Origin of the sequence: Delftia sp. K82, from assembly GCF_002193035.1 — a bacterium.
Lineage (GTDB): Bacteria > Pseudomonadota > Gammaproteobacteria > Burkholderiales > Burkholderiaceae_C > Comamonas > Comamonas acidovorans.
On the sequence record NZ_MYFL01000001.1, the window covers coordinates 1,974,651 to 1,999,504 of the forward strand.

29 protein-coding genes and 1 pseudogene are annotated in these 24,854 nt (G+C 65.7%); 11 read left to right on the forward strand and 19 right to left on the reverse strand.

What is annotated here, in order from left to right:
* Positions 1 to 13: 13 nt before the first annotated feature.
* From KDK82_RS08620 to KDK82_RS08630, 3 genes are read right to left on the reverse strand one after another with little or no spacing between them, the layout of a single operon-like run.
* Positions 14 to 3,241: an efflux RND transporter permease subunit gene (locus tag KDK82_RS08620; protein ID WP_088164561.1), complete on the reverse strand. Its 3,228-nt coding sequence runs from the start codon at positions 3,239 to 3,241 to the stop codon at positions 14 to 16.
* 2 nt (positions 3,242 to 3,243) lie between these two features.
* Complete coding sequence (locus KDK82_RS08625; protein WP_088164562.1) at positions 3,244 to 4,485, reverse strand: efflux RND transporter periplasmic adaptor subunit; 1,242 nt, start codon at positions 4,483 to 4,485, stop codon at positions 3,244 to 3,246.
* Positions 4,482 to 5,180: a TetR/AcrR family transcriptional regulator gene (locus tag KDK82_RS08630; RefSeq protein ID WP_013802244.1), complete on the reverse strand. Its 699-nt coding sequence runs from the start codon at positions 5,178 to 5,180 to the stop codon at positions 4,482 to 4,484. The genes KDK82_RS08625 and KDK82_RS08630 overlap by 4 nt, the downstream gene beginning before the upstream one ends.
* Positions 5,181 to 5,326: 146 nt before the next feature.
* Between KDK82_RS08630 and msrA the strand changes: the two genes are divergently transcribed.
* The 5 genes from msrA to KDK82_RS08655 all read left to right on the forward strand — a co-directional run bounded on the left by msrA (position 5,327) and on the right by KDK82_RS08655 (position 9,852).
* Positions 5,327 to 5,863, forward strand: a complete 537-nt coding sequence (gene msrA, locus KDK82_RS08635) for a peptide-methionine (S)-S-oxide reductase MsrA (protein WP_034394147.1) — start codon at positions 5,327 to 5,329, stop codon at positions 5,861 to 5,863.
* A gap of 114 nt (positions 5,864 to 5,977) precedes the next feature.
* Positions 5,978 to 6,475: a Fur family transcriptional regulator gene (locus tag KDK82_RS08640; protein ID WP_256974414.1), complete on the forward strand. Its 498-nt coding sequence runs from the start codon at positions 5,978 to 5,980 to the stop codon at positions 6,473 to 6,475.
* Positions 6,476 to 6,526: 51 nt separating this feature from the next.
* The gene (locus tag KDK82_RS08645) at positions 6,527 to 6,835 is read left to right on the forward strand and encodes a hypothetical protein (RefSeq protein WP_013802258.1); all 309 of its coding nucleotides are present in this window, start codon (positions 6,527 to 6,529) and stop codon (positions 6,833 to 6,835) included.
* A gap of 122 nt (positions 6,836 to 6,957) precedes the next feature.
* Positions 6,958 to 7,413 (forward strand): hypothetical protein, encoded by a 456-nt coding sequence (locus tag KDK82_RS08650; protein WP_088164564.1) that lies wholly within the window; start codon positions 6,958 to 6,960, stop codon positions 7,411 to 7,413.
* A gap of 240 nt (positions 7,414 to 7,653) precedes the next feature.
* On the forward strand, positions 7,654 to 9,852 hold the full coding sequence (locus tag KDK82_RS08655) for a TonB-dependent receptor (RefSeq protein WP_088164565.1): 2,199 nt from the start codon (positions 7,654 to 7,656) through the stop codon (positions 9,850 to 9,852).
* A 34-nt stretch (positions 9,853 to 9,886) separates the two neighbouring features.
* Here KDK82_RS08655 and KDK82_RS08660 read toward each other — a convergent pair whose 3' ends face one another.
* Positions 9,887 to 10,948, reverse strand: coding sequence for a tyrosine-type recombinase/integrase (locus KDK82_RS08660; protein WP_088164566.1), 1,062 nt, complete (start codon positions 10,946 to 10,948; stop codon positions 9,887 to 9,889).
* Between the two features lie 282 nt (positions 10,949 to 11,230).
* Positions 11,231 to 12,100, reverse strand: a complete 870-nt coding sequence (locus KDK82_RS08665; RefSeq protein ID WP_088164567.1) for a pirin family protein — start codon at positions 12,098 to 12,100, stop codon at positions 11,231 to 11,233.
* Between the two features lie 139 nt (positions 12,101 to 12,239).
* Here KDK82_RS08665 and KDK82_RS08670 point away from each other — a divergent pair.
* Together KDK82_RS08670 and KDK82_RS08675 are read left to right on the forward strand one after the other, a co-directional pair.
* Positions 12,240 to 12,588 (forward strand): annotated as a pseudogene (locus tag KDK82_RS08670) (LysR substrate-binding domain-containing protein); the annotation flags it as partial.
* An 80-nt stretch (positions 12,589 to 12,668) separates the two neighbouring features.
* The gene (locus KDK82_RS08675; RefSeq protein WP_088164568.1) at positions 12,669 to 13,370 is read left to right on the forward strand and encodes an AEC family transporter; all 702 of its coding nucleotides are present in this window, start codon (positions 12,669 to 12,671) and stop codon (positions 13,368 to 13,370) included.
* Positions 13,371 to 13,407: 37 nt separating this feature from the next.
* On the opposite strand, the gene pdxH is transcribed toward KDK82_RS08675, so the two are convergent.
* A complete protein-coding gene (gene pdxH, locus KDK82_RS08680) occupies positions 13,408 to 14,055 on the reverse strand; it encodes a pyridoxamine 5'-phosphate oxidase (protein ID WP_012205769.1) in 648 nt (215 codons plus the stop codon).
* 52 nt (positions 14,056 to 14,107) lie between these two features.
* Between pdxH and KDK82_RS08685 the strand changes: the two genes are divergently transcribed.
* Positions 14,108 to 14,680, forward strand: a complete 573-nt coding sequence (locus tag KDK82_RS08685) for an NTP transferase domain-containing protein (RefSeq protein WP_088165470.1) — start codon at positions 14,108 to 14,110, stop codon at positions 14,678 to 14,680.
* A gap of 11 nt (positions 14,681 to 14,691) precedes the next feature.
* Here the strand turns inward: KDK82_RS08685 and KDK82_RS08690 are convergent, their stop codons facing one another.
* On the reverse strand, positions 14,692 to 15,330 hold the full coding sequence (locus KDK82_RS08690; protein WP_088165471.1) for a superoxide dismutase family protein: 639 nt from the start codon (positions 15,328 to 15,330) through the stop codon (positions 14,692 to 14,694).
* A gap of 135 nt (positions 15,331 to 15,465) precedes the next feature.
* Positions 15,466 to 16,092, reverse strand: a complete 627-nt coding sequence (locus KDK82_RS08695; RefSeq protein ID WP_013802273.1) for a gamma-glutamylcyclotransferase — start codon at positions 16,090 to 16,092, stop codon at positions 15,466 to 15,468.
* Between the two features lie 239 nt (positions 16,093 to 16,331).
* Here KDK82_RS08695 and KDK82_RS08700 point away from each other — a divergent pair, with 239 nt between their 5' ends.
* Both KDK82_RS08700 and KDK82_RS08705 read left to right on the forward strand, forming a co-directional pair.
* Positions 16,332 to 16,856, forward strand: a complete 525-nt coding sequence (locus KDK82_RS08700) for an OmpA family protein (RefSeq protein ID WP_013802274.1) — start codon at positions 16,332 to 16,334, stop codon at positions 16,854 to 16,856.
* A gap of 361 nt (positions 16,857 to 17,217) precedes the next feature.
* Positions 17,218 to 18,429, forward strand: coding sequence for a tyrosine-type recombinase/integrase (locus tag KDK82_RS08705; RefSeq protein ID WP_088164569.1), 1,212 nt, complete (start codon positions 17,218 to 17,220; stop codon positions 18,427 to 18,429).
* On the opposite strand, the gene KDK82_RS08710 is transcribed toward KDK82_RS08705, so the two are convergent.
* The 9 genes from KDK82_RS08710 to KDK82_RS08745 all read right to left on the reverse strand — a co-directional run bounded on the left by KDK82_RS08710 (position 18,377) and on the right by KDK82_RS08745 (position 23,383).
* Positions 18,377 to 18,664: a helix-turn-helix domain-containing protein gene (locus tag KDK82_RS08710; RefSeq protein ID WP_088164570.1), complete on the reverse strand. Its 288-nt coding sequence runs from the start codon at positions 18,662 to 18,664 to the stop codon at positions 18,377 to 18,379. The two genes, KDK82_RS08705 and KDK82_RS08710, sit on opposite strands and share 53 nt — an antisense overlap.
* A 110-nt stretch (positions 18,665 to 18,774) precedes the next feature.
* Positions 18,775 to 19,434, reverse strand: a complete 660-nt coding sequence (locus KDK82_RS08715) for a hypothetical protein (RefSeq protein WP_143343411.1) — start codon at positions 19,432 to 19,434, stop codon at positions 18,775 to 18,777.
* 38 nt (positions 19,435 to 19,472) lie between these two features.
* Complete coding sequence (locus tag KDK82_RS32675; protein WP_179217868.1) at positions 19,473 to 19,643, reverse strand: hypothetical protein; 171 nt, start codon at positions 19,641 to 19,643, stop codon at positions 19,473 to 19,475.
* The gene (locus KDK82_RS08720) at positions 19,640 to 19,882 is read right to left on the reverse strand and encodes a hypothetical protein (RefSeq protein ID WP_088164572.1); all 243 of its coding nucleotides are present in this window, start codon (positions 19,880 to 19,882) and stop codon (positions 19,640 to 19,642) included. The genes KDK82_RS32675 and KDK82_RS08720 overlap by 4 nt, the downstream gene beginning before the upstream one ends.
* Positions 19,883 to 19,921: 39 nt before the next feature.
* Positions 19,922 to 20,335 (reverse strand): hypothetical protein, encoded by a 414-nt coding sequence (locus KDK82_RS08725; RefSeq protein WP_088164573.1) that lies wholly within the window; start codon positions 20,333 to 20,335, stop codon positions 19,922 to 19,924.
* 2 nt (positions 20,336 to 20,337) lie between these two features.
* Positions 20,338 to 20,760: a hypothetical protein gene (locus KDK82_RS08730; protein ID WP_088164574.1), complete on the reverse strand. Its 423-nt coding sequence runs from the start codon at positions 20,758 to 20,760 to the stop codon at positions 20,338 to 20,340.
* Positions 20,757 to 21,929: a hypothetical protein gene (locus tag KDK82_RS32680; protein ID WP_179217869.1), complete on the reverse strand. Its 1,173-nt coding sequence runs from the start codon at positions 21,927 to 21,929 to the stop codon at positions 20,757 to 20,759. Before KDK82_RS32680 ends, KDK82_RS08730 begins: the two co-directional genes overlap by 4 nt.
* Positions 21,926 to 22,528, reverse strand: a complete 603-nt coding sequence (locus tag KDK82_RS08740) for a hypothetical protein (protein WP_088165472.1) — start codon at positions 22,526 to 22,528, stop codon at positions 21,926 to 21,928. Before KDK82_RS08740 ends, KDK82_RS32680 begins: the two co-directional genes overlap by 4 nt.
* A gap of 132 nt (positions 22,529 to 22,660) precedes the next feature.
* A complete protein-coding gene (locus KDK82_RS08745; RefSeq protein WP_088164575.1) occupies positions 22,661 to 23,383 on the reverse strand; it encodes a DNA cytosine methyltransferase in 723 nt (240 codons plus the stop codon).
* Between the two features lie 132 nt (positions 23,384 to 23,515).
* Here KDK82_RS08745 and KDK82_RS08750 point away from each other — a divergent pair, with 132 nt between their 5' ends.
* The gene (locus KDK82_RS08750) at positions 23,516 to 23,695 is read left to right on the forward strand and encodes a hypothetical protein (RefSeq protein ID WP_088164576.1); all 180 of its coding nucleotides are present in this window, start codon (positions 23,516 to 23,518) and stop codon (positions 23,693 to 23,695) included.
* 47 nt (positions 23,696 to 23,742) lie between these two features.
* On the opposite strand, the gene KDK82_RS08755 is transcribed toward KDK82_RS08750, so the two are convergent.
* Positions 23,743 to 24,489 carry a methyltransferase gene (locus tag KDK82_RS08755; RefSeq protein ID WP_088164577.1) on the reverse strand — a complete coding sequence of 249 codons (747 nt, stop codon included), beginning with the start codon at positions 24,487 to 24,489 and terminating at the stop codon, positions 23,743 to 23,745.
* 59 nt (positions 24,490 to 24,548) lie between these two features.
* Entirely contained in the window at positions 24,549 to 24,848 is a 300-nt protein-coding gene (locus KDK82_RS08760; RefSeq protein WP_088164578.1) for an H-NS histone family protein, read from the reverse strand.
* Positions 24,849 to 24,854 lie beyond the last annotated feature (6 nt).

Here is a 24,854-nt window from a genome sequence, read left to right on the forward strand (position 1 = left end):
CAAACCTTTGATTCTACGAGTCTCGCGGCGGGGTGGGCGCGCTGGCGGCGCCTTGGCCGGGTGCCGCGTCGTGCTGGTTGCCGTTCCACAGGCGCCGCAGCCACTGGGAGAAGTCGTCAAGGTAGCAATAGACCACGGGCACGACCACCAGGGTCAGCAGCGACGAGGTGACCACGCCGCCGATCACCGACTGGCCCATGGGCGCGCGCTGCTCGGAGCCTTCGCTGAGTGCGAAGGCCAGCGGCACCATGCCGAAGATCATGGCCAGCGTGGTCATCAGGATGGGGCGCAGCCGCACGCGCGCCGCCAGCAGCAGGGCCTGCTCGCGCGGCAGGCCGTCGCGGATCTGGCCGGTGTCCGGGTCGCTGTGCGGCCCGCGCGCACGGATGGCGAAGTCCACCAGCAAGATGGCGTTCTTGGTGACCAGTCCCATGAGCATGACCACGCCGATGATGGAGAACATGGACAGGGCCGAGCCGAACATCATCAGCGCCAGCACCACGCCGATCAGCGTCAGCGGCAGCGAGGTCATCAGCGCCAGCGGCTGCAGGAAGCTCTTGAACTGGCTGGCCAGGATCATGTAGATGAAGATGATGGCCAGCGCCAGGGCGGACACCGCATAGCCGAACGATTCGTTCATGCTCTTGGTGGCGCCGCTGAACTGCGTGCGATAGCCGGGCGGCAGGGCGATGTCGGCCAGGGCATTGCGGATGTCGGCCGAGACTTCGCCGCTGGAGCGCAGGTAGACGTTGCCGCTGAAGGCGACCTCGCGCGTCATGTCGCGGCGGTTGATCTGGCTGGGGCCGGTGGCGGGCGTGACGGTGGCCACCTGGTTCAGCCGCACGATGCGCATGCCGCCGTCGCCCGAGGTGGAGGGCAGGGCGAAGGGCAGCCGCTCCAGGTCCTGGGGCGTGCTGCGCGACTCCGGCGCCAGGCGCACCTTGACGTCATAGGTCTGGTCGTCGCTGGCGCGCCAGTTGCCCACGGTCTGGCCGGCCACCCAGGTGCGCAGCGCCGCTGCCATGGAGCCTACCGACAGGCCCAGGTCGGCGGCCGCATCGCGCCGCACGGTGATGTCGATCACGGGCTTGTCGGGCTTGAGGCTGCTGTCCAGGTCCACCAGTCCGGGAATGCCGCGCAGGCGTTCCATCACCACGCGGTTCAGGCGCTCCAGCTCGCCCAGGTCCGGGCCCTGCAGCGAGAATTCGACCTGTTTTTGCCCGCCCACGGGCTCGCGCTGGCCCACATGGGTGACGGTGATGCCGGGCACGCTTTGCAGCTGCTCGCGCAGCACGCCCGAGAGTTCATCGCCGCTGCGCTGGCGCAGGTGGCGGTCCAGCAAGCGGATGTAGATGCTGGCGTATATCTTGCCCTGGGCCGTGCCGGTGTTGATGGTGGCCAGCGTGTAGCGGACCTCGGGCAGGGCGCGGATGATGGCATCGACCTGGCGGGCCTTGGCCTCCGTGGCCTCGATGGATGAGCCCACGGGCGTGTTGAAGCTCACCGTGGTTTCCGAGAAATCGGCCTTGGGCACGAATTCCGTGCCCAGCAGCGGCACCAGGAAGATGCTGGCCACGAAGATGGCCAGCGCCGCCGCCAGCGTGGTGATCTTGTGGCGCAGCGCCCAGCCCAGCACGTCCTGGTAGAAGTGGGACAGCGAGTCGGTGGCGCGCTCGAACCAGGCCGTGACCCGACCCAGCGTGCGGTCGTAGAGGCTGTTGCCGCGCTTGTCGCCATGGGCGTGGATGGTCGGGTCATGCCAGACGCTGGAGAGCATGGGGTCCAGCGTGAAGCTCACGAACATGGAGATCATCACGGCCGCCACGATGGTGATGCCGAATTCGTGGAAGAACTTGCCGATGATGCCGCCCATGAAGCCAATGGGCAGGAACACCGCCACGATGGACAGCGTGGTGGCCAGCACGGCCAGGCCGATCTCCTGCGTGCCGTCCAGCGCGGCGGCATGCGCGTCCTTGCCCATCTGCACGTGGCGCACGATGTTCTCGCGCACCACGATGGCGTCGTCGATCAGCAGGCCCACGCACAGCGACAGCGCCATCAGCGTGATCATGTTGATCGAGAAGCCGAACCAGTACATGAACAAAAAGGTGCCGATCAGCGCAATGGGCAGCGTCAGCCCCGTGATCACCGTGGAGCGCCAGGAGTTCAGGAACAGGAAGACGATGAGCACCGTCAGTGCCGCGCCCTCGATCAGCGTCTGGCGCACGTTGTTGACGGCCACGCGGATGGGGCGGGCGCTGTCGGCAATCGGCTCCAGCCGCACGCCGGCCGGCACCTCGGCGGCGATCTCGCGCAGCGTGGCGTTCAGGCCGTCCACGACTTCGATGGTGTTCTCGTCCTGGGCCTTCTGCACGGACAGCAGCAGGGTGCGGCTGCTGTTGTACAGGGCCACGGTTTCCAGTTCGCCCGCGCCGTCCTGCACGCGCGCCAGCTGGCCCAGGCGCACGGGCGCGCCGCCGCGCTGGGCGACGATGATGCGCTCGAAGTCCTGCGGGCGCTTCATGCGTGCGTCGATCTGCACCACGCGCTCCTGCTCGCGCGAGCGGATGGCGCCCAGCGGCAGGTCCTGGTTCTCGCTGCGCACGGCGTTCACGATCTGGTCGGGCGTGATGGCATAGGCTTCCAGCGCCTCGGGCTGCAGGTAGATGTTGATCTCGCGCGGGGTGGCGCCCACCAGGTTGACGGCGCCCACGCCGCGCACGTTCTCCAGCCGTTTCTTGAGGACCTGGTCGGCCCAGCTGGTCAGCGCGACGGCATCGGGCGCCTTGGCGCCGGCATCGGCCTGGGGCAGCACGGCCACGGACCAGATGGGCGAGCTGGCCGGATCGAAGCGCAGCACGCGCGGCTCCTTGACCTCGTCGCGCAGGGTGGGGCGCACCGAGGCCACCTTCTCGCGCACGTCTTCGGCAGCGCGGCGGCCATCGACATGCAATTGGAATTCGATGATGACGACGCTGGTGCTCTCATAGCTGCGCGAGGTCAGCGCGTTGATGCCGGCAATGGAGTTGACGCCTTCCTCGATCTTCTTGGTGACCTCGGACTCCACGATCTCGGGCGAGGCGCCTGGATAGTCCACCGTGACCACGACCACGGGGAAGTCCACATTCGGGAACTGGTCCACCTTGAGGCGCTGATAGGAAAACACACCCAGCACCATGAGGGCCAGCATGAGCATGGTGGCGAACACAGGGTTGGCCAGGCTGACGCGCGTGAACCACATGGTCAACGGGCTCCGGGGGCTGGCGCAGCCTGGGGTTGCGGGGCCTGCTGCATTTGCTGCATCTGCACCGCCGTGCCCGCGCGCAGGCCGCCCACGCTGCCGGCCAGCACCCTGTCACCGGCCTGCAGGCCGGTGGACACGGCGATCCAGGTGGCGCCATCCTGCGCGCTCTGGCTGCCCAGCGTGACCGGGCGGTGCTGCACGCGCAGCAGGGTCTTGTCCGCTTCGGACTCGCCCGCAGGCTGCAGCAACTGCACATAGGGCTGGGGCTGGTCGGTGCGCACGGCGGTCAGGGGCACGGCCAACTGTTCGGTCTGCCCCGTGACAATGCTGCCCTGCAGGTACAGGCCCGGGCGCACGATGGGGATGGATCTGCCGGCGGCGCCTGCGTTGACCGGTGCAGCCTGCACACGCAGATAGACGGCCACGCTGCGCGAACCTGCCTGGGCGCTGGGGTTGATTCGCACCACGCGTGCGGGCACGGCGGCCACATCGTCGCCCGCGCCCTGGACCTGCAAAAGGGCCTGCTGGCCGACCTGCACGCGCACCGAATCGGCGGGCGCCAGCTGGGCCACGACTTCGAGGTCGGACGGATCGACGATCTCCAGCACCCGCGTTTCCACGCCCACGCGCTCGCCGTCCTGCACCAGGCGCTGCGCGACCTGGCCGTCCATGGGACTGCGCAGCACGCTGTCGGTCACGCTCTTGCGGGCCACATCGGCGGCGGCCTGGGCGGCGGCCAGGTTGGCGCGTGCGGCATCGAGGTTGGATTGGGAGGTGGCCAGCGCCGTGGTCGAGATGAAGCCCTGGGTGACCAGGGCCTGGTTGTTGTCGTGCTGGCGCTGGGCCAGCTGCAGCTGCGCCTGGGCCGCATCGGCCTGCTGGCGGGTCTGGCGCCAGCGGGCCTCGACCTCGGTGGCGTCCACGCGGGCCAGTTCCTGGCCCTTGCGCACGCTGTCGCCCTCGCGCACCTGAAGGCCGCGCAGCTCGCCGGCCACATAGGCCTTGACCACGGCGCTGCGCACGGCCTGCACCACGCCGCTGACGGGCACGGTCAATTGCAGCTGGCGCGGCTGCAGCTGCACCACTTCCTGCGGACCCACACGCACCGGCATCTCGCGCGGCTGGGTGGCCGCGGCGATGGCGCTTTGCTTGCTGTGCCGGGTGGATGCGGCGCGCCATACGCTGGCGCCGATGGCGATCAATAAGGCCAGGCCGATCAGCCAGCCGGTGCGACGCTTCATGGTGTGGGCGGGGAGGAGGGGGGTGTGGTGGCTGCAAGGGGCTGGCACATGCCATGCAGCAGGTAGTCGATCTGGGATTCCAGAAACTGCTCGGGATCGAAGTCGCCATGGGGCAGGCAGCCGCCCAGCGAATGCTTCCAGATCATCAGAAACATCATCGGGGCGACCACGCAGTGCACGGACAGGTCCAGATCCATGGGCCGGAACTCGCCGCGCTCGACGCCGCGCTGCAGGATGCGCCGGATCAGCTCATGGCCTGGAAGAACCACTTCCTGGTGGTAGAACTGAGACAGCTCGGGAAAATTGCCCGCCTCGCTGAGCATGAGCTTGGTGATGCCCGACGCCTTGGTGCTGCCGATGCGTTCCCACCAGGACTTGAAGCAGTAGCGCAGCAGATCGGTTGAAGGTGCGCAGTAGTTGTCGAGCTCTTCGCTCCACTCGCCGAAGCGGCCCGCGATGCTGTGGCGCACCACGGCCTTGAAAAGCTCCTGCTTGCTCGCGAAATAGAGGAACAGCGTGCCCTTGGAGACCCCGGCGCGGGCGGCGACTTCTTCGACGCGGGTGGCGGCGTAGCCCTTTTCCACGAAGAGGTCGAGTGCCGCTTCCAGCAACTCGCCGGGACGCTCCTGCTTGCGGCGGCTGCGCTTTCCGGAAGGCTCGGCGGGGGCGGGTGAAGAGGCGGGGGAGTCGGTCACGGAAAATTAATGACTGATGGGTTAGTTATCGTAACCGCAGAACCGTTCGTCGTCACCTGGCTTGTGCATGGGCTAACCTGTAGGAGCAACGGCCCGCATGCATTGCGTGTGGTCATTTTTTCGATTTCTTCACAGAAAAGGCGCATATGGCGACTGAAACCATTTATCTGGGCGGCGGCTGTTTCTGGTGCACCGAAGCCGTTTTCGACCGCGTGCGCGGCGTGAGCGACGTGCAAAGCGGCTACGCCAATGGCGATCTTGACGATCCCAGCTACGAAGACATCTGCACCGGCGAGACCGGCCATTCCGAGGTCATCCGCGTGCAGTTCGATCCTGCCGTGATCCCGCTGCGCGACCTGCTCACCGTGTTCTTCGGCACGCACGACCCGACCACGCTCAACCGCCAGGGCAATGATGTGGGCACGCAGTACCGCAGCGGCATCTACACCACGAATGAGCAACAGGCCGAAGTGGCGCGCACGCTGATCTCCGAACTCACGCAGGCCGGCGCCTACGACGCGCCCATCGTCACCGAGGTGCAGCCCCTGGCCAGCTACTGGCCGGCAGAGGACTATCACCAGGACTACTTCCTCAACCATCCCAACCAGGGCTACTGCGCCTTTGTGGTGGGGCCCAAGGTGCAGAAGTTCCGGGGCGCCTTTGCGCGCTGGGTCAAGCCGTGAGCGGGTGGCGGCGCGTGATGTAAGCGGTTGTGATTCGCAGGCATAATGCAACCTGGTTGCGATAATGCCGCCTGGCTGCCCTGCCGTGTTCAGCGGCCTGACCTTTCATCACCCATGTCCTTGCCGACCCCCACTTCCCTGCCCATACCTGCCGGCATGCGTTCGACGCGTGCCACGCGGGCCGTGCTGGCGATGTGGGAGTCGCGGGCCGACGCACTCCTGAGCGAAGCCGATGTGGAAGCGGCCCTGCACGCCCAGGGCGTGCAGGTCAACCGCGTCACCGTCTACCGGCTGCTGGACCGCTTGGCGGCAGCCGGTGTGTTGCGCCGCAGCGTGGATGCTGCCCGCGTGGCCCGCTACAGCCGGTCCGTGCCGGGCGCGGCCAGGCAGGCCGATGCCGCTGCGCATTTCGAATGCGCGGACTGCCACAGCGCTTTTCGGCTGGGCGGCGAGGGCGGTGGGGGCGGCGAGCCGCTGCAGGCTGCTTTGCAGCAGCTGCGCCAGGCGCTGGCCGCCAGCGGCCTGCAGGGCCGGGCCATTGATGTGGCGGTGACAGGGCTGTGCCAGGACTGCAGCAGTGCAGGGCCATCCCGAAATGCCCCGTCTGCCTGAGGCGATCGCCCTAGCCCCTTTCTTCTCTTGCATAGCTCTTCAGGATTTCGCATGACCCTTGCACCGTTGCGCCCCGTTTCCTTGATCCTGGCCGCTGTCTTCCTGGCCGCAGCAGCCCAGGCACATGACCACGACCACGCGAAAGCCCAGCCGGACGCCAAGGCACAGGGCGCCTCGGCGCCGCTCGATGCCCATGCCCGGGCCGACATGGAACGCCATCGCGCCATGGCCAAGGCCCACGAAGCCGCCGCGCAGTGCCTGGCTGCTGGCCGCGATCACGAACAATGCCAAAAGCAACTGCAGGCCGATTGCAAGGGCCTTGCGCTGGGCAAGTTCTGCGGCATGCGCCATGCGCATTGAGTGCGGTCCTGCCCGCCGTGTGGCGCCGTGAGCAATCGCCAGTCTTTGTGACGGGATGGTGAAGCCTGCCCCGCAAATTGGCGCATACACTCTGCGCTGCCCATCCAGCCCCTGATCCCTCCATGCCCTTGCAACGCCCGGAACGTCACTTGCCAGCGCAGGCCTCAAGGCTTGCGTTGCGCGGCGCCGTGCCGGGTCGGGCCTGGCTGGTGGCCTGGCTGCTGGTCTGGTCCATTGCCCTGGCGCCGTTGCTGGGCCAGATGCACCGCGTGGTACACGCGGGCGGCCTGGCCGCAGCCACGCTCCATGGCCCGGTGGAGGTGGTTGCCACTTCCTGCAATGCACCTGTCGATTGGGTCCATGCGCTGTTCTCGGGCCACGGCCCGGCGGATTGCCAACTGCTGGACCAGTTGCACGAAGGCATGGCGGGGCCGCCATCCGCCGTGGTGCTGCCGCCTTTCTGGGGCGAGCAGGCCGAACCCGTCCAGCCGGTCGTCGTGCGCGATGGCCGCATGCTGGCGGCCTTCTTCGATGCGCGGGGTCCCCCGCATCCCATCACTGTCTACCTGGCGGCTTGAATCTCCGGGACTGGCGCTGCATGCGCCTGCCCTGCACAGCCGTTTGGCCGCGCCTTGCTGCATTGATCGCAACAAGGCGCCGCGCCCAGGTCCGGCAGTTCCTTGAATGCATATCCGATCGGATGGCCGCATGCGCCTGCAGGGCGCGCCGTGGCCGTCCGCTTCCGACGCCATTTTTTGCAGCGCCCGGATTTCCACGCCCCGCAGGGCCGTGGCCGGCCGCTGCCGGGAAGACCAGTGATGAGAGTGACAACAAAGCAATACCACCAGGACGCCAAGGCGCAGGGGGAGAGGACGAAACTGCGCCCGCTGCTGCAGCAACTGCTGCTGGCAGGCGTGTTGGGCCCGGCGACGGGCGGCCTGGCCATGGCGGCAGAGCCTGCCGACCCCGTACCCGCAGCAGGACCCGCAGCCGCAGCTACCGCCGAGACGGGCGTGCCGCGCAGTGATGCCCCCGTGCTCAATGAGGTGACGGTCAAGGCCAGCGGCCTGGGCCTGACCTCGGCCGACATGTCCACGCCGGCCACGGTGCTGGAAGGCGACGTGCTCACGCTGCGCCAGGCGGCCACGCTGGGCGAGACGCTGGACGGCGAGCCCGGCATCCACGCCAGCCATTTCGGCGCAGGCGCAAGCCGGCCCATCATCCGCGGCATGGACGGCCCGCGCGTGCAAATCCTCAGCGATGGCTCCGAGCTGCACGATGCCTCCACCATCAGCCCTGACCATGCCGTGGCCAGCGAGCCCATGCTCGCCACGCAGATCGAGGTGCTGCGCGGCCCCTCTGCGCTGATCTACGGCGGCGGTGGCGCCATGGGCGGCGTGGTCAACATCCTGGACGACAAGATTCCCACGTCCATTCCCAAGAACGGCATCATGGGCTCGGCCCAGCTGCGCGGCAGCACCGGCGCGGGCGAGACGGCGGGCGCGTTCTCGCTGACGGGCGGCGCCGGCCAACTGGCCATCCACGCCGAGGGCATGGCGCGCGATGCCGGCGACTACCGCGTGGGCAGCGGCTGGGCGCCCAACGGTCAATCCCAGGGGCGCGTGGGCGGCAGCTTCAACCGCACGGACACGGGCAGCCTGGGCCTGTCCTGGATCGGCACGCAAGGCTACCTGGGCCTGGCCTACACGCGCCAGACCGCGCGCTATGGGCTGCCGGGCCACAACCACAGCTTCGAGGGCTGCCACACCCATGGCGACCACCTGCACTGCGGCGGCCATGACCACGGCGACGAGGACGGACATGACCATGGCGGCGACGAACACGATCACGACCATGGCAGCGTGCCGGTGGTCGATCTCAACAGCGAGCGCTGGGATCTGCGCGGCGAATGGCGCAATCCGACGGCTGGCATCGCGGCGCTGCGAGTGCGCGGTGGCTGGACCGACTATCGCCATGACGAGATCGAAGACGGCCAGGTCTCGACCACGTTCAAGAACCGCGCCCATGACCTGCGCGTGGAGGCAGAGCTGGAGCCCATCGCCGGCTGGCGCGGCGTCATCGGCCTGCAGACCGTGCAGCGCAAATTCAGTGCCGAGGGTGAGGAGGCCTATGTGCAGCCCACCGAAACCCGCCGCAACAGCATCTACCTGCTGGAGGAATACCGCTGGCAGGACTGGCGCTGGCAGGCCGCGCTGCGCCACGAGCGCCAGACCGTGGACGCCCAGCAAAGCGGCATCTCGCGCAGCCACAGCGGCACATCGTTCTCGCTGGGCTCGGTGTGGAAGTTCACCCCGGGCTACAGCCTCTCGGCTTCGCTGACGCAGGGCAACCGCCTGCCCACGGCCGAGGAGCTGTACGCCAACGGCCTGCACATGGCGACTTCCACCTACGAGCGCGGCAATGCCGACCTCAAGCGCGAACGCTCGCAGGCGCTGGACATCGGCCTGCGCAAGACGGCAGGCGACACCACGTTCAGCGTCAATGCCTTCCACCATCGCGTCAAGGGCTATATCTATGGCGCCACGCTGGATGAACATGACGGCCTGCAACTGCTGCAGTACACCCAGGCCGATGCGCGCTTCACCGGCGTGGAGGGTCAGGTGCGCCAGAAGCTGTCGCGCCAGTGGGGCGTGACCCTGTTCGGTGACGCCGTGCGTGCGCGGTTGGAAGACGGCTCCGCCTTGCCGCGCATCCCCGCTGCGCGCGTGGGCCTGCGCGTGGACACCTTCTACAAGGGCTGGGATGCCCAGGCCGAATGGGTGCAGGTGCTGCGCCAGAACCGTGTCACCGCCTATGAGACCGAGACGGACGGCTACGGCATGCTCAACGTCTCTGCCAGCTACACGCTGCGCACCTCGGGTGGCATGCCCTGGCAGTTCTTCATCAAGGGCAACAACCTGACCAACCGCCTGGCCTTCGCCCACACCTCGTTCATCAAGAACGCTGCGCCGCTGATGGGGCGCAACATCACGGTGGGCGTCAAGGTGTCGTTCTAAGGCGGGTTGCCCGCTGCGCTCCCCGCGCCGTCTGCTACAGGTAATGCTGCAGATGGCGCAGGGCGCGCGCGCTGTCAACGCCTATCCACTGCACGACTTCGGTCTCGGCACGGCCCGCGCGCAGCCACTGCACGATGGCCGTGTTGCGCAGCACCTGCGGGCCGACGCGGTGCAGCGGCGCCTGCTGCGCCGAGGCAGGCTGCGCGGCATGGGCACGCTGTATCAGCTGTGAAGCCACATGGAACAGCACGCGCACTGACAGCGGCTGCCCCTCACGCGAATAAAAGACCGTGGCATCGGGTTGAACGGCCTCCGGCCCGCGCTGGCCGGCGCTGAAGCCTTTCCAGTCCTGCAGCGCCTTCACCACCGTTTCCGACAGATCCAGCGTGCGCTGCTGCGCGGCGCGTGCGCCATCGATATGCAATTGACAGGGAAGGCCATCGTCTGGTCCGGCGCATTGCACATCGCGCCAGCACAGGCCGCGCACCTCCTCGGGCGCCAGCGCCAGTTCGTACAGCAGCAGCAAGATGGCGCGGTCGCGCGCCGACTGAAAGCCGTCGGCCATCGGTATGTGGCGGGGCAGGGCATTCCACAGCGGCGCGGGAAGGCAATGGCCCTGGCCGTCTTCGGCAGGTGGGCGTTCCTGCGGCGCCAGCCCTGCGGCGGGATTGGCGCTGACCCATCCGTGGTCCAGCGCATGGTCGTAAATGCGTTCCAGCAATCGCCAGTAGCGCCTGCGCGTGACCTCGCTGATGCGGCGGCCGGGCTGGTGGCCCGACAACTGGCCTTCGCGCGGGCGCAGGAAATTGTGGACATCAACGGCGGTGGCCTGTTGCCAAGCGCGGGCCTTCGCCTTGACTTTCCCTTTCGGCGTGGCGGGGGAGGGGGGACCTTCTTTGGCTGACATGCCGGCATCGCCCAGGCTGCGCAGCCAGGCACGCCATACCTTTTCGTAGCCGCTGTCGGGCGCCGTGTCCAGGGCATCCCAGCCCTTGGCGCCCTCGGTTTCCAGCCAATGCCGGAACAGGGCCAGCCCGTCGGGGACAGTGGACGGCGGCTTGCCGGCAGCGGGTGCCTGAGATGGTGATGAAGTCATGGGCGTTGAGAACAAAACGAGTCAACCAATGGAGTCGTTCAATGTAACTTACATGAAATCAAGTGGCAATCTTGTTATCGACTGATGAACACCAGTGGCGACAAGTCGCCAGAAAAAGGGCCATTCGGCTTGGATTCGAGTCCTTGGCATGTCTCTAGAGTGTGTTGTGCACTTTTAAGCACCCGCGCCGGCTCTGCGCGCTGGTGATCGCAAGCGCTGGTCCAGGGGATACAAGGGGAGGGCAGAAGGCGACCCCTGTCTTCAGGACAGGGGCCGCAGCGGTCAAGCCGCCATACGCCCGAATCGGCCAGCGTTGAAGTCGGCAATGGCCTCGCGGATCTCGGCCTCGCTGTTCATCACGAACGGGCCGTGGCCCACCATGGGTTCCTCGATGGGCTCGCCCTCCAGCCACAGCACGGTGGCGTCGTTGTTGGCCTCCAGGCGCACCAGATCAGCCTCGCGATCGAAGTGCACCAGCTGGCCTTCGCGAACAACCTCGCCGTCGTTGACCAGCACCGTGCCATGCAGCACGACCAGGGCCAGCGTATGTCCGGGCTTGGCGCGCAGCTCGGTGGTGCTGCCGGCTTTCAGGCGCAGGTCCCAGACATTGATGGGCGTGAAGGTGCGCGCCGGCCCCTGGCTGTTGCCAAAGGCTCCGGCAATCACCCGCACCCGGCCTGAGCCGCCTGGCAGTTCCACGGACGGGATCTGTCCATCCACCAGGGTCTGGTAGCCAGGCGCAACCGACTTGTCCCTGGCGGGCAGGTTCACCCACAGCTGCACCATCTCCAGCCGCCCACCGCGTTCGGTGAACGCATGGGAATGGAATTCCTCATGCAGGATGCCCGCGCCAGCCGTCATCCACTGCACGTCGCCGGGGCCGATCAGCCCGCCAGCGCCGGTCGAGTCCTGGTGCTCGACTTCGCCCTCATAGACGATGGTCACGGTCTCGAAGCCGCGGTGTGGATGCACGCCCACGCCACGAGGCTGGGCAGCCGGCTCGAAGTTGGCGGGGCCTGCGTGGTCCAGCAGCAGAAAGGGGCTCAGGGCCGCACCATGGTTGCCATAGCTGAACAGCGAGCGCACGGGAAAGCCGTCGCCCACCCAGTGGGCGCGGGGAGCGCTGTAGACGCCGAGCATCTTCTTGAGCATTTGCTTCTCCTTGGGAATCGTGGCTGCCGCAGCGTTAGCGCCAGCCACTTTTTGCACATGGGAGAATCTTAGAATTTGAACGATGAATGCGGTAGATAGCAAAATTTGCCTTCATCGTTCTGAATAAAGAACAATGACCATGCTGCGTGTGCTGGCCGAAAGGGCGCAGTGCCTAGTTGCCAGCCCCGCGTTGCTGCAGGCACATGGCCGCCCCACGGGCCGAGATACGCCATCACCCGCGCTTGGTCACGCGCGCGATGCTGGCCCTGCGCGATGCGGCGCTGGCCGGCGTGGGCGTGGTGCAGTTGCCGCGCATGTTCGTGGATGGCGAGTTCTCGTGCGGCGAGCTCCTCAGCGTCCTGCCAGGCTGGGAGCCGCGCCGCGAGCTGATCCATGTGGTGTGCGCATCCCGGCGCGGGCAATTGCCCGCCGTGCGGCTGCTCATCGACCATCTGGCCCAGGCCTTCGAGGCCCTGGAAGAAGCCTGAATGAGGCAGGGCCGGGCGTGCGGCGCATAATCTGCGCGCGCCGCCAGCCTGCGCAGGCGCAGCTTCCCGATCCCGCTTCAGTGAACTCTCCCGTCTTTGCCTCCCTCATCCCCGTCATTCTTTGCATTGGCGCAGGCTTTCTCGCCGCCCGCCTGGGCTGGGTGCGGGCCGCTGCCATCAGGGATTTGTCCAACCTCGTTTTTCTGGTGCTCACGCCGGCGCTGCTGTTCCGCACCATGGGCACGGTGCGGGTACAGGAGCTGGACTTTCAGCCCGTGGCGCTGTATTTCCTGGCGACTGCGCTGATCTTCGGGGTGTCCATGGTCCTGGGCGGTTTTTCCACGCGTTCGGCCGCGCGGGGGCTGGCCAATATGTTCAACAACACCGTCATGATCGGCGTGCCGTTGGTGGGGCTGGTCTACGGGGAGGACGGATTGGTCACGCTGTTCACCCTCGTTTCGCTGCACGCGCTGATTCTGCTCACGGCGGCCACCATCGTGTTCGGTCAGAACCTGCGCGAGGCCGTGGGCATCGCGCTGGTCAAGAACCTGGTGCATCCGCTGCTGCTGCTTGCGCTGGCCTGGGCCTTCGGTCTGGGCGGCCTGCCGGTGGCCGTGATGTTCACGGCTGCTGCACTGCCCGTGGGCGCCAACGTGTTCCTGTTCACGCAGCGCTATGGCGTTATGCAGGAGGAGGTGTCCGCCAGCATTGCGGTGTCCACGGCGCTGGCCCTGCTTACCGTGCCGCTGATGCTGTGGCTGGCCCAGCGTCTGCTGGGCTGACGGCTTTCAGCAGGAGCAGCGCCAGCAATCCAGGGGATCAGGGCGCCAGGCGCTGGCGCAGCCAGGTTCCAGCTTCCAGCTGGTAGCACAGGCGGTCATGCAGGCGGCTCTTGCGGCCTTGCCAGAATTCCCAGCGCTCAGGCACCAGCCTGAATCCGCCCCAATGCGGCGGGCGTGGCGGGTTCAGCAGGAATTGCGCGCCGTACTTGGCCGCATTGGCCACCAGTACGCTGCGGCCGCTGATGACCTGGCTTTGCGGACTGGCCCAGGCACCGATGCGCGAGTCCAGCGGGCGGCTGTTGAAGTAGGCGTCGCTTTCGGCATCGCTGACCTTTTCCACGCGGCCCTCGATGCGCACCACGCGCTCAAGCTCCACCCAGTGGAACTGCAGCGCTGCAAACGGATTGCCCGCCAGTTGCTGGCCCTTGCGGCTGTCGTAGTTGGTGTACCAGACCAGGCCGCGCTCGTCATAGCCCTTGATGAGCACGATGCGCGTGCTGGGCCGCAGGTCGCCGCCCACGGTGGCCAGCGTCATGGCATTGGGCTCGGGCACCTGGGCGCTCAGGGCTTCCTGCAGCCATTGGTCAAACTGCTGCAGCGGATCGGCCAGGGAGGCCGATTCGCTCAGTTCCGCGCGCTCGTAGCTTTTGCGCAGATCGGCGATCGAGGTGGAAATGCTGCTCATGGCCAGCATTGTGCCTGCGCCCAGCCTCTCATTTGCTGCGCTAGAGTTGCGCATGCTCACAGACTTCAAAGACCTCCCTTGCGTGCTCATCCTTGCTTCGGGCCGTGGCGAGCGTTTCCGTGCCTCGGGCGGCACCCTGCACAAGCTGTCCGCACCGCTGGGCGGCAGCACGGTGCTCGATCACACGATGGCCGCCGTGCGCGCCAGCGGTCTGCCCTGGCACCTGGAGGATGCAGGCCACCCGGGCATGGGTGACTCGCTGGCCGCCGCCGTGCGCGCCACGGCGGCGGCTCCGGGCTGGCTCGTGCTGCCTGCTGACCTGCCGCTGGTGAGCCCGCAGACGCTGCTGAAAGTGGCCGATGCGCTGCGCAGCGGAGCGCAGGCGGCGCAGCCCATCCATGCAGGCCAACGTGGACATCCGGTCGGTTTTGGGGCGGCCTGCGGCGAGGCACTCATGGCGTTGAGTGGCGAGAAGGGCGGTGCGCCAGTGCTGAAGGCGCTGCGCGAGGCCGGAGATGTGGTCCAGGTGGAGGTGGACGATGCCGGCGTGCTCACAGACATCGACACCCTGGACGATCTGGCGCGGGCAGAGTTGGTGCTGCAGGCGCGCCTGAAGTTGATCTGAACCCTGCCCAGTCAGCCGCGCGTGATCACCGCACAGGCCAGGCGCGCGCCCGAATTGCCGGTGGGTTGCGTGGTGTAGTCGTCCGGGTCCTTGTGCACGATCAGGCCGCGACCCACCACGCTGTTGGGGCCCTGGTCCAATGCCAGGCCGCGCGACACGAAGTCGATGCTTGCCATGCCTTGCGCATCGGATCGCAGGCTGGGCAGGTCACCCGTGTGATGGGTCGAAGAATCGAAGCGGCCATGGGCCTGGCCGGTCGGGTTGAAGTGGCCGCCCGCGCTCAGGCCGTCAGGGCTGGAGCAATCGCCTTTTTCATGGACGTGAAAGCCGTGCTCGCTGTTCGGCGCCAGCCCCTGGACGGAGCCTTGCACGCGCACGCTGCCATCGGCCTGTGCCGTGAACTGCAGGCTGCCGCTGACCTTGCTGCCTTGCGTGGGCTGCAGCTGGGCCATGGCCACATTGCGGGAGGCGGGCGCTGTCGTGACGGCTGCCGGGGTCGATGCGGAGGCTGCGGCAGGAGGCTTGGCCTGGCTGCCACAGGCGCCCAGGGCCAGCACCATGCCCGCAGCCATCAACAGCTTCACGGCGGTGGACGGGGTGGAGGGCTGCGAAGTGGCGGCGTGGCTGGATTGGGAAGCGTTCAAAGGCATGGCGGCAATCTCCTGGTTGGAATGGGAACTGAAAAAGTCACGGGGGCGCACGGCGCGCAGCCGCCATCATGCAGCGTGCGATACGGCGGCCATGTCGGAGAGCGCAGCGTTCTGCGGCCGTGCGCGGCGATGGCGTCAAACGGAGCCTTGCCGCGCGCCTGCGTCGGGCTGGCCCGCGTAGCTGAGCAGGCGCTGGAGCGCGCGGTCACGGATGCCCAGGCGCTTGAGCTCATCGAAGGTTGCGCGCGCATAGTCATGCGTGCTGCCGTAGATGCCCTTGGCCTCGCTGAAAATGCGGCGATAGTCCTCGGGCGCCAGTTCGCCCGTGTGATTGGGGCTTTGCCGGGACAGCGTGAACGCCAGCGCCTGCACCGTGCCCTGGCCGGTGCGGCAGGGCAGCCAGCGGGGGTCATAGACGGCATTGGCCATCTCGCGCTGCCACAGCTTTCTCATGACGTCATGGCCGTGGTGCCGGGGAATGCGGAACACCATGCCCTGGCAGCTGCCACCGGACAGCATGCCAAAGACCAAGCCAGGGTTCTGGGGCGTGCCGCGGTTGATGGTGCTCCACATCTTCAGCGCCCGGTGCCAGCCAAAGACACGCGCCGTGCGGCGTTCGCAGAAATCGAAATCCGGCCGCCAGATCAGCGAGCCGTAGCCAAAGATCCAGAGGTCATCGCTCCCGCCCCATCGGTGCAGCGCCTCGTCCAGCATGGGCTGTGACTCTCGGCGGGCGAATGAAAATTCTGGCAGGGCGGACATGGGCGCGACAGCATGAAAGAACAATGACGTTTTAACGCCTGGACGCCCAAACGGTGCACAAGCGCGTGCTTTGCCCTTGCAGGGCCGGTCTTCTGTCTCCGCCGCACCACAGTTTTTGCCGGCCGTCACTGCTGGGTTTGGGCGTGGCGCGGGGCCCTCGACGGTGGCCCTCTACAATCCACCGGTTTTTCGCAGTCTTTCTGGTTTTCATCCAACAGCTCATTCACGGAGAGTGCTTCATGTCCTTCAGTCATTCCGACGACGACAGCCAACAACGTTTTGCCCTGGGTTTCCTGTTCGCGCTGATTGCGCTCGTCGTCTCCACGGTCGTTGGCGTAGTCGTCTACCAGCGCGGCATTGCGCATGGCCCGGCGAAGATGGCTGGCGGCGCTTCCCCTGTGGCAGCAATGGTGCCCGTGGTCTTGGAGGAAGATGTGGCCCGCGTCGTTGTCGAAAACGGCGTGGTCAAGTTCTACTTCGCATCGGCCAAGGCCGAGCTGGCCGTGGGCGCCAATGAGGCGCTGGCCGACGTGGTCGCCGGTGTGAAGGGCGGCAAGCGCGCCGTGATCTCGGGCTACCACGACGCCACGGGCAGCGCCGAACTCAACGCCGAACTGGCCAAGAAGCGCGCCCTGGCAGTCCAGGCCGCCCTGTCCGCTCTGGGCGTGGCTGAGGAAAAGGTCGAACTCAAGAAGCCCGAGCAGCTGCAGGCTGACGGCAGCAACGCCGAAGCCCGCCGCGTGGAAGTGATCCTGGTGGACTGAGCCTCAGCCTTGCCGCTGTAAACGGCCAAAAAGAAAAGGCCCGGAGCGTTAATCGCTCCGGGCCTTTTCTTTTGATGGCTGCGTCGATCAGGAATTGCGCAGCGGGTCGAACTTCGCGTCACCGTCAGGCTGGGTCCCGGCGTGGGCTCGCGAATTCTCTTGTATGAGTTCGATCTTGTAGCGAACCCCAAAAATCGGCAAGTAAAAATAAATCCTTATGAATCAATAGCTTGCATTTACGTGTGGCACCGTCAACCGCCTCAAATGTGTTGAAAACAGGCTCCAGCCGCCACAAAATGGCGGCCGAGACTCACCCCGACCACATCGGAGATTGAGCTGATCGAACCACTGGAGAGCAGAAATGGCGAAGCCGAGACAGAAAGCATCTGGCAAATGGGAAATTGGGTTGAGACATCCGTCGCTGCCTGGAGGCCGCAAGTACTTCACCTTCGATACGGAAGGGGAGGCCATCAAGTACAGCCAGCAGTGGAAGCTGATGAAAGACTCAGGTCTGGCGCTGCCGAGGGAGCTGCTCGATGGTGACAATGGCTTCGGCAACATCCGCTTGACCCGCGTGCTCGGCGAGTGGGAGCAAAGTGGATACGCCGCCCCATCTCAATTGATTACGCTCTCGACCCTGAATCGGGAGGTTGGCACAATCAAGCTCACAGATGCTTCTTATAAATGGTTGCAAGGATATATACAGTGGCTGAAGGTGTCCAAGCAATTAACTCCGCAGTCAATAAGGCACCGAGTCCAAGCGCTCGGTCGTGCGATAGATGAGTATTTGCGAAACCATCCGACACTGGTAATGCAGAACCCGGCTCGGCTATTGCCGAAAGGTTATTCCACATACAGCGATATCGATACCAAATTGGCACAAGCTGATGGCGGCGAGGCAAAGACCAATGTTCAGCGGGATAGACGCCTGAGACCAGGCGAAGAAGAAAAAATCATCATGGTGCTTTCTGGCTACGAAAGACCAGATAGGACCCGGGGACTTCAGCTTGCGGGTGGCAATGCTCTGCTTACGCTGTTCAAGCTCATCCTGGGTACAGGGCTGCGTTTGAAAGAGGCTGCCACGCTCAAGCGCTCTCAGGTGGACATGGAGTCCAAGGTCATACGCGCCCAGAATTCAAAGCAGTGGCGCGGAAAGGTGAGCTTTCGGGATGTTCCTATGGCTCCCTCAGTGCATGCGGCACTACAGGAGTACCTGAGCACGCGCGCAATGCTGCCAAGCGCATGGCTTTTCCCATTTATGGAAGAGGAAGATGCGAACGGATACCGGATCGTCGGCAAGAGGCTTTCGTTCCGGTTCCGCATTGCATTCAATTACATGGAAATTCATGATCTCCATGAGCATGATTTGAGACACGAAGCCACTTGCCGGTGGCTTGAGATGAGAGACGCAAGCGGAAACTGGATTTTCCGCCTGGAAGAGGTAAATCGGATCATGGGCTGGGCGCCAGGATCCGCGATGGCACATCGATATGCTAGCTTCCGTGCGGAAGACATGGCCGCTAAGCTGTGGAGAGCTTCGGCAGGGCCGGGGGCGGCTGCCGGCGGGGCTTGATCGGACGGACGTTGGGGGCGGCCTGCGGCCCACCGCCGCGGTCAGCTCGGCGTTGCTCGGCCTCTTGCCGGCCGCGCTCCGCAAGGTAGGCCAGCAGGTCGGCGCGCACGAAGACCCAGCCACGCCCGAACTTCAGCCCAGGCAGCTCCCCTTTGCGCGACAGTTCCTCGACGGTGTCCTCCGTGCAGCCGAGCAGCTCGGCGCACTGTTCTGCGGTGATGGTGTCGGTCGTCATGGTCGTTCAAATATGAAAAAGGCCAGCGGGTGCTGGCCATGTGATTGGTTCGTCGTCGCGGTGTGGCGCGCGCTTGTCGTGCCAGTCGTGTCGCTTCTTGCTGGCCATGGTCAGGTCTCCTTGATGCCCGGAAGCGGGCCGGTGGCCTTGGATGTGAGCCCGGCGCGGCCCTCTTCGGTCAGGTGCAGGCGCGTGACGCGCACGGGGCCGTCTGCAGCCACCTCGCGGCTTGCGATCAGCGATGCGGGCCGATCTTGCAAATTCGCGGTTTTGTCAACCAGCGGTTCTTGCAGATTCGGCGATTTGTCAACCAGACCGGCATCGTGCTGGTCCGTGATTTCCACGAACCACGCCTCGGCCTCGGCCATGTCGTTGAAGTGCATGGTCACCGTCGCTCCGCCGCCCCTGCTGCTGAGCACCAATCCGGCGCGGTAGCTCAGCGGCAGCGGCTTGCGCGCCTCCAGCTCGGCCCTGGCAAGCCGGGTGCTCATGTTGTCGATCTGCGATATGACGCCGCGCAGGTCATCGCAGAGGCCGAACTTCACCGCGCCACTGGCATAGTCCGGGTCGCTGCTGTAGTGCTTCTGGAAGAGGCTCATCGCCAGGCTGCTTGCCTCGTACATGGCCTGTGCATGTTCACGCTCGTTGTCGGCCTGCAGGCGGATCAGCTCTTTCTCAATCGCCTGTGCTTGAGATGCCATCATCTCCACGAAGCGCGCATCTGTCCCGAAGCGTGGGTGGCTTAGCGCGCACGCGGCGCGTAGAACCATCGCCAGGCGCTCCGCTTCGGAGGGTGTTGGTACTGTGGTCACTGCTTCACCTCGATTTCTTCGCCACAGAACAGGCGCCACATGTGCTCGATAGCAGCCTGGGCCTGTGCTTCCGTGGCCAGCCCGCTGACGTGCATGGTGGCCCGATAGGTGCCGTCCGGCTGTTTGTCGTAGACGGTGCTGATGATGGGTTCCTGTGCTGTGTTCACGATGCAGTTCCTTTCTGCTGCGCCTGGGCGCGCTGCTTGTCGATGATTGCGTCCCACTCGTCGGATCGGCCGCGAATGTCGATGCGCTCGCCGTTGCTGGTGACGTGGTTTGTGGTGGCCTTGAGCCAGCGGTAGCGTTCGGCGTCCACGCCATCCGGGGAGCGCATCCAGAGCACGAAGACGGCCAAGCCGCCGCTGAGGGCGCCCAGGCCCAGGGCGATCAGGTAGTTGATGTCCACGGTCAGCTCTCCTTGTGCCCAGTGGGGCGCGATGGTTCGTTACCAGACACGGAAGCCTCCAGACTTCTCGGCCCAGTCAGCAAATGCGCGCGTCTCCTCAACGAAGTCGCGGCGCACGGGCAGGGTGTAAAGGCGGGTGCGGTCGTCACGCATGCGCTGCTGTTCGCTGGCCGGCATCTTTTCCCACTCGGCATACAGGCTGTCCTGCAGGTCGGCCACCCAGCGAGCGATCTGCGCCATCTGCTTCGCTTCGGAGGCCGAGACCCGGGCGCCATCGTTTTTGGAAACGCACAGTCCATCCTTGCGATTCCGCGCGACGTACTGTCCAGGCACGAAGGCCTTGCCATAGCCCAGGGGCAGGCCGACGCCGGCATCCAACATCCACGGCCACGAGAATCCGCCGGCGTCGAAGTCGCCTGCCGCCTTGTTTCGCGGGTTCAGGGTGTATCCCATGCTCACGCCCCCTTGGCTGCTGCCTGGGCTGCGATGGCCGCGTCGATGGCGTTGGTGAAGTGGTCTTCCACGCGGCCCTCTGTGATGTTGGCGCCTGGGATCGCTTTCAGGTGCGTGACGCTGAATCCATGGCCGGTCGCGGGCGAGTAGTGCCCTCCCGCGAAACGCAGAACCGCACGCCAACGCGCGGCGTCGTTTACCGCTTCGGCATCCGCCTCGACCTGGGTGATTTCTCGATTCAAGCGGCGCGCAATCTGGTCGCCCGAGGCGCGTTGCACGGTCGCTGAGCATTCATTGCAGCCGAGAAAGAACAGCACACCCATATCGTGGGAGCGCAGCCTGCCTTGCTGTACATCGCTGTTGTTGACGATGGAGCAGTGCCATTGCAGATCGACGCTGCCGCATTCTTGGCATTGGGTCTTCATGCCGAGCCTCCAATCCTGGAAATGCCAGCGTGGTGCATGTCGCCCCGATGCGCCGGGTGCGTCTTGCAGCGCGCGCAGTTGTATGGGTCAGTGCAGCCATCGATGGGTGCTGCCGCAACAGGTGAGCCGCATTCCTTGGCCTGGGCTGCGAGAGCCTTGCCGCGAGCCATCCTGATCGCGCTGCGGACATCCTTGCTGATGGCGCGGTTGACAAGGAACCGAGGAGGCTCGCCTTCGTCCTGTGCAAGCAATTCGACGGCTGTCGCTGTTTGCTGCAGGAAGTCCAGCAGCTCGACGTCGCTGGCATCCACTGCAGGCGCAGCAGGTGCTGCCGATCCCCAGCGCTGCAGCACAGACCGCATGCACGCCAGGCGCCGCTCGGTGGCCTTGGTGATACCTGACACACGATCCCACTCAGACAGCAGTTGCGCGTCCGAGGGCGCAGCAGGTGCCTGGGGCGCTGCTGCCGCAATGGCACGCACGCGACTCTCCAGCAACTGGGCGGCCTCATAGACGTAGGGCTTCAGGTCGGTCTGTCCTTCCTTGATGACGAAACCACAATCCAGGAAGATTGCCCGCACCTCGTCCTGCGACAGCCGGTCCTGGGCACTGGCCTCGTACTGCTCTTCGGTCACTGCCTGGGCCGCTGCAAGCAGGTCTTCCCACTGCCATCCCTCTTCGGAGATGGCCTCGTCCATGGCGCGCGTCAGGCGCAGCGGAACCAGCGCGAACCCTGGCGGCACGGCCGGGGCTGCAGGCGCTTCCAGGGCGGGCGCTGCCTGGGCGGTGGGCGCGGCAGCCATAGAGTGGAATGCAAAGGCGCCATCAAGGAACGCTCCCGCAAACTTGCGTGCCATGTTCTGGCACTCGACCTCTCGGCCGACATAGAGCTGCTGCGCGCCGTGTCCTGCAACGACCGCGTGGCTCCAAAGCATGCTTGCGTGAGATGGCACGACTTTGTAACGCGCGAGCGCCATGGCATCCATTTGCTCATGCGGGTACTCGCCCTGGGGCGCCACAGCTGCAGGAGCTGCCCCGGCCGGCTCCTCGATCTGGGCCAGGCATCGACCCTGCATCGCGGCCAGGTGGTCCTCGTGGCGCACATACGGGCCGCTGGAGTGGGGATTCATGATGGTGCCGTGGAGGGCAAAGCGTTGGATTGCTGTCATGCTGCTTGCTCCGTGGTGTCTGCGGGGTTGAGGAAGTCGGCGGGGAGCAGGACTCCCAGCTCGTTTGCGGGCCGCCAGCAAAGAGGCTCGCACGTCGCAATCACTGCGTTCAGGGCATTGAATGCCTCGCGCAGCGCGTCCGGGACCTCGCCGTCTTCTGGCAGGTCGTCCGCGAAGTGGTCATTGGGGTCGATGGGCTCCGCGCGCACTGGCTCGCATTGCACGAGGCGGACGCCTTCGGGCTTCAGCGCGTGCTCATCCAGCCAGTAGCGCAGGTCTTCGATGTCGAAAAAGAAACGGTCGCTGTCGAACACGCACAGCGGCATCAACTCCTCCGAGAAAGGAGCCTTGGGCATGGCCTGCCACTTGGCATCCCTCCTTTCGGCGTAGCAGGCCTCGCAGTAGGAGCGGTTCTCGACAGGGCCATGTGCAGGGTTCTTTTCACAAATACTGTGAGTCGATCCGCAGTAGCGCGCCATGCGCTCGTCGTCACCCCAGAACCGGCCGTCGCGTGCAACCCAGCCGGTGACGGTCTGAATGCTTGCGGCCTCGGGGGAGCTGGCCAGGATCATTTCGGGCTGTTGCTTCGTTGCTGTCATGAGGTTGCCTCTATGCGCCATAGCGCTTTGGTGGTGTTGATGACGTGGCCTGCGCGCTGCAGCAGCTCGCAGGTCTGGGGTGGGGTCGGGGTCATGGGGTGCGGAAAAAGCAAATCCGCCGAAGCGGGCGGGTCAGAAGAGGCTGCGCAGCGCTTCGGCGGCGGCCCAGGGGTCTATGGCGTTGCCGTAGGCATGCACTGCGCCCACTCGGGAGGGAAGCCCATCATCCAGCGGGCGAGTTCGGCCGGCACTGGCGATGAAAACGTCTCCGGGAGGGGCTGCCCGCGGGTCGCAGAACGGCGCGGGTGGTTCGGGTCGCCTGGGGCGCGGAAATCCCTGGCCACCACGGTCGGCAACAATCCACACTCGCCGGCGTAGATGAGGCGCACCAACATCCGCAGACGATCGTTCGGGTCGGCGAACTCTGTAGCCAAGCTGTCCCAGACGGCTGGTGATCTCGGCAAGCCACGGGCTGATGCCTGGGACGTTCTCGAAGCAGATCCCTTGCGGCTGGCGCGCGGCGATGAGGTCGAGCCATGTATGAGCGAGGCCGCTGCGTGCGCCAGAGAGGCCGGCGCGGCCGCCGTGAATGGCTGCTGCGACGCTGTTGTCTTGGCAGGGGGGGCTTCCAGTCCAGATGCCTGGCACGCTGGCGAGACGGGCGATGCGCAGGGCCAAGGGCCAGCCGGCAATCCCGGCGAAGAAGTGGCATTGCTCATATCCAGCAAGCTCATCTGGTCGAACATCTTCAATGCTCCTTTCGTCCACCACACCAGGCGCGATGTGCCCGGCAGTGATGAGGTTGCGCAGCCACTGGGCCGCGTACTTGTCTATCTCGTTGTAGTAAACGGTCATGGCTGGTTTGGGCCAAAAAAAAGCCCTCGCGGCATACCGGGAGGGCGTCGGGGGATTAGCGAAATTGGGCCGCAGAGGGCGTTTCGATGTCTCAGGCAAGATGCTTGCATCTCAACCACAGAGGAGACACCCATGAATGAAGCAGCTGTGAAGCCACTTAGGGAGGCGACTCTTCGAGACTTCCGAAAGAACGCCCGCAACGTGGATCGGCATCGGGAGCAGATGAACGATCCAGCCAGCACCCCCGAGTACCGCCAGGCCGTGAAAGAGGCCCTTGAGGAGTGGGAGAAAGAGCAGGCGCTGAAGTCGTAGGGGAGGTATCAGGACAGCGCCCATGCGCTGTGCTCATGCCTCGGGGGTCAGGCGGGGATCGTGACGATGACGGTGTGCACGCCAGTGCCGCTGGCCTTGAACGAGTTCTCGGGCAGCTCCTCGACATGGCCGCCGTGCTCCTGCACGAAGGCATTGAATGCCGTGGTGCGCGCATCGGTGCGGAACGTGACGCCGGCAGCCATGACCGAGACCAGCAGGCCGCCGGGCTTCAGGAACTGGTGGGCGTGCATGACGTGCTTGATGTCGGCCTGCTTCAGGAACGGCGGGTTCATCACCACGCGGTCATAGACCGGCTCGGGCGCGACGTTCAGGAAGTCAGCCACCCGTGTGCGTCCCAGATCGTGCGGGGCGCCCAGTGCGAGGATCGCGGCATTGCCCTGCTGGATCTCGTAGCAGTCCACCTCAGCGCCGGCCTCTGCACATGCGTAGGCAATGGCGCCCAGGCCGGCACTGGGCTCCAGCACCCGCATGCCCGCTTTGATGCCAGCCAGGCGCATCAGCCGCTCCACCACTGCAGGGGGCGAGGGGAAGAAGTTGAATTCGTCTTTAGGCACTTCGACGCTGCCGGACAGAATGATCTGGTCCAGGCGGTCAGCAGCCGGCGCGCTGAAGACGTGGGCCTTGGCCTTGCGGTCCCATTTGCCGCCGGCCGCTTCCAGCACCTTGTTGACCTTTGCGTACAGGGCGCGGTCGAGCTGGCCCACCAGCTGCACCTGGTTTTCATTTGCCTGCGCGGCACTCAGCACGGCCAGGACATCGTTCGAAACTTGCATGGGTACTCCAGAAATGATGAAGCCCGCGATGCGGGCCTCTGGGGTTGGTGCTGGGTGGCTTACTCGGCCGCCTGGGCGATCTGGAAGGGACTACGGTCCGCTGCGCCATTGATCCACAGAGGAGGTTTGCCGCGCCCGGTCCAGGTCGCGCCAGTGGCTGGGTCGCGGTACTTCGGGGCGCCCACACTGCCCTTGGCCTTCTTGCCCTGGGCCGGGAAGACATCGGCAGCGGTCAGGCCGTGCTCTCGGATCAGCGCGCGGGCTTCGGTCACGGCCTTCGCCTTGGCCTCGGCCTGGGCGGTGGCGATCTGGGCTTCGAGTTCGGCTTTCTGGGCCAGCAGGGTCTGCATTTCGGTCATGGATGG

Coding starts and splice junctions, on each gene's coding strand:
- KDK82_RS08620 (WP_088164561.1), bottom strand. CDS start 3,241: ATGTGGTTCACGCGCGTCAGCCTGGCCAACCCTGTGTTCGCCACCATG.
- KDK82_RS08715 (WP_143343411.1), bottom strand. CDS start 19,434: ATGGTTCTACGCGCCGCGTGCGCGCTAAGCCACCCACGCTTCGGGACA.
- KDK82_RS08740 (WP_088165472.1), bottom strand. CDS start 22,528: ATGACAGCAACGAAGCAACAGCCCGAAATGATCCTGGCCAGCTCCCCC.
- KDK82_RS08710 (WP_088164570.1), bottom strand. CDS start 18,664: ATGACGACCGACACCATCACCGCAGAACAGTGCGCCGAGCTGCTCGGC.
- KDK82_RS08665 (WP_088164567.1), bottom strand. CDS start 12,100: ATGCTCAAGAAGATGCTCGGCGTCTACAGCGCTCCCCGCGCCCACTGG.
- KDK82_RS08640 (WP_256974414.1), top strand. CDS start 5,978: ATGTCCTTGCCGACCCCCACTTCCCTGCCCATACCTGCCGGCATGCGT.
- KDK82_RS32680 (WP_179217869.1), bottom strand. CDS start 21,929: ATGACAGCAATCCAACGCTTTGCCCTCCACGGCACCATCATGAATCCC.
- KDK82_RS08750 (WP_088164576.1), top strand. CDS start 23,516: ATGAATGAAGCAGCTGTGAAGCCACTTAGGGAGGCGACTCTTCGAGAC.
- KDK82_RS08730 (WP_088164574.1), bottom strand. CDS start 20,760: ATGAAGACCCAATGCCAAGAATGCGGCAGCGTCGATCTGCAATGGCAC.
- msrA (WP_034394147.1), top strand. CDS start 5,327: ATGGCGACTGAAACCATTTATCTGGGCGGCGGCTGTTTCTGGTGCACC.
- KDK82_RS08655 (WP_088164565.1), top strand. CDS start 7,654: ATGAGAGTGACAACAAAGCAATACCACCAGGACGCCAAGGCGCAGGGG.
- KDK82_RS08650 (WP_088164564.1), top strand. CDS start 6,958: ATGCCCTTGCAACGCCCGGAACGTCACTTGCCAGCGCAGGCCTCAAGG.
- KDK82_RS08645 (WP_013802258.1), top strand. CDS start 6,527: ATGACCCTTGCACCGTTGCGCCCCGTTTCCTTGATCCTGGCCGCTGTC.
- KDK82_RS08625 (WP_088164562.1), bottom strand. CDS start 4,485: ATGAAGCGTCGCACCGGCTGGCTGATCGGCCTGGCCTTATTGATCGCC.
- KDK82_RS08685 (WP_088165470.1), top strand. CDS start 14,108: ATGCTCACAGACTTCAAAGACCTCCCTTGCGTGCTCATCCTTGCTTCG.
- KDK82_RS08705 (WP_088164569.1), top strand. CDS start 17,218: ATGGCGAAGCCGAGACAGAAAGCATCTGGCAAATGGGAAATTGGGTTG.
- pdxH (WP_012205769.1), bottom strand. CDS start 14,055: ATGAGCAGCATTTCCACCTCGATCGCCGATCTGCGCAAAAGCTACGAG.
- KDK82_RS08695 (WP_013802273.1), bottom strand. CDS start 16,092: ATGTCCGCCCTGCCAGAATTTTCATTCGCCCGCCGAGAGTCACAGCCC.
- KDK82_RS08700 (WP_013802274.1), top strand. CDS start 16,332: ATGTCCTTCAGTCATTCCGACGACGACAGCCAACAACGTTTTGCCCTG.
- KDK82_RS08760 (WP_088164578.1), bottom strand. CDS start 24,848: ATGACCGAAATGCAGACCCTGCTGGCCCAGAAAGCCGAACTCGAAGCC.
- KDK82_RS08755 (WP_088164577.1), bottom strand. CDS start 24,489: ATGCAAGTTTCGAACGATGTCCTGGCCGTGCTGAGTGCCGCGCAGGCA.
- KDK82_RS08690 (WP_088165471.1), bottom strand. CDS start 15,330: ATGCCTTTGAACGCTTCCCAATCCAGCCACGCCGCCACTTCGCAGCCC.
- KDK82_RS08745 (WP_088164575.1), bottom strand. CDS start 23,383: ATGACCGTTTACTACAACGAGATAGACAAGTACGCGGCCCAGTGGCTG.
- KDK82_RS08725 (WP_088164573.1), bottom strand. CDS start 20,335: ATGGGATACACCCTGAACCCGCGAAACAAGGCGGCAGGCGACTTCGAC.
- KDK82_RS08660 (WP_088164566.1), bottom strand. CDS start 10,948: ATGACTTCATCACCATCTCAGGCACCCGCTGCCGGCAAGCCGCCGTCC.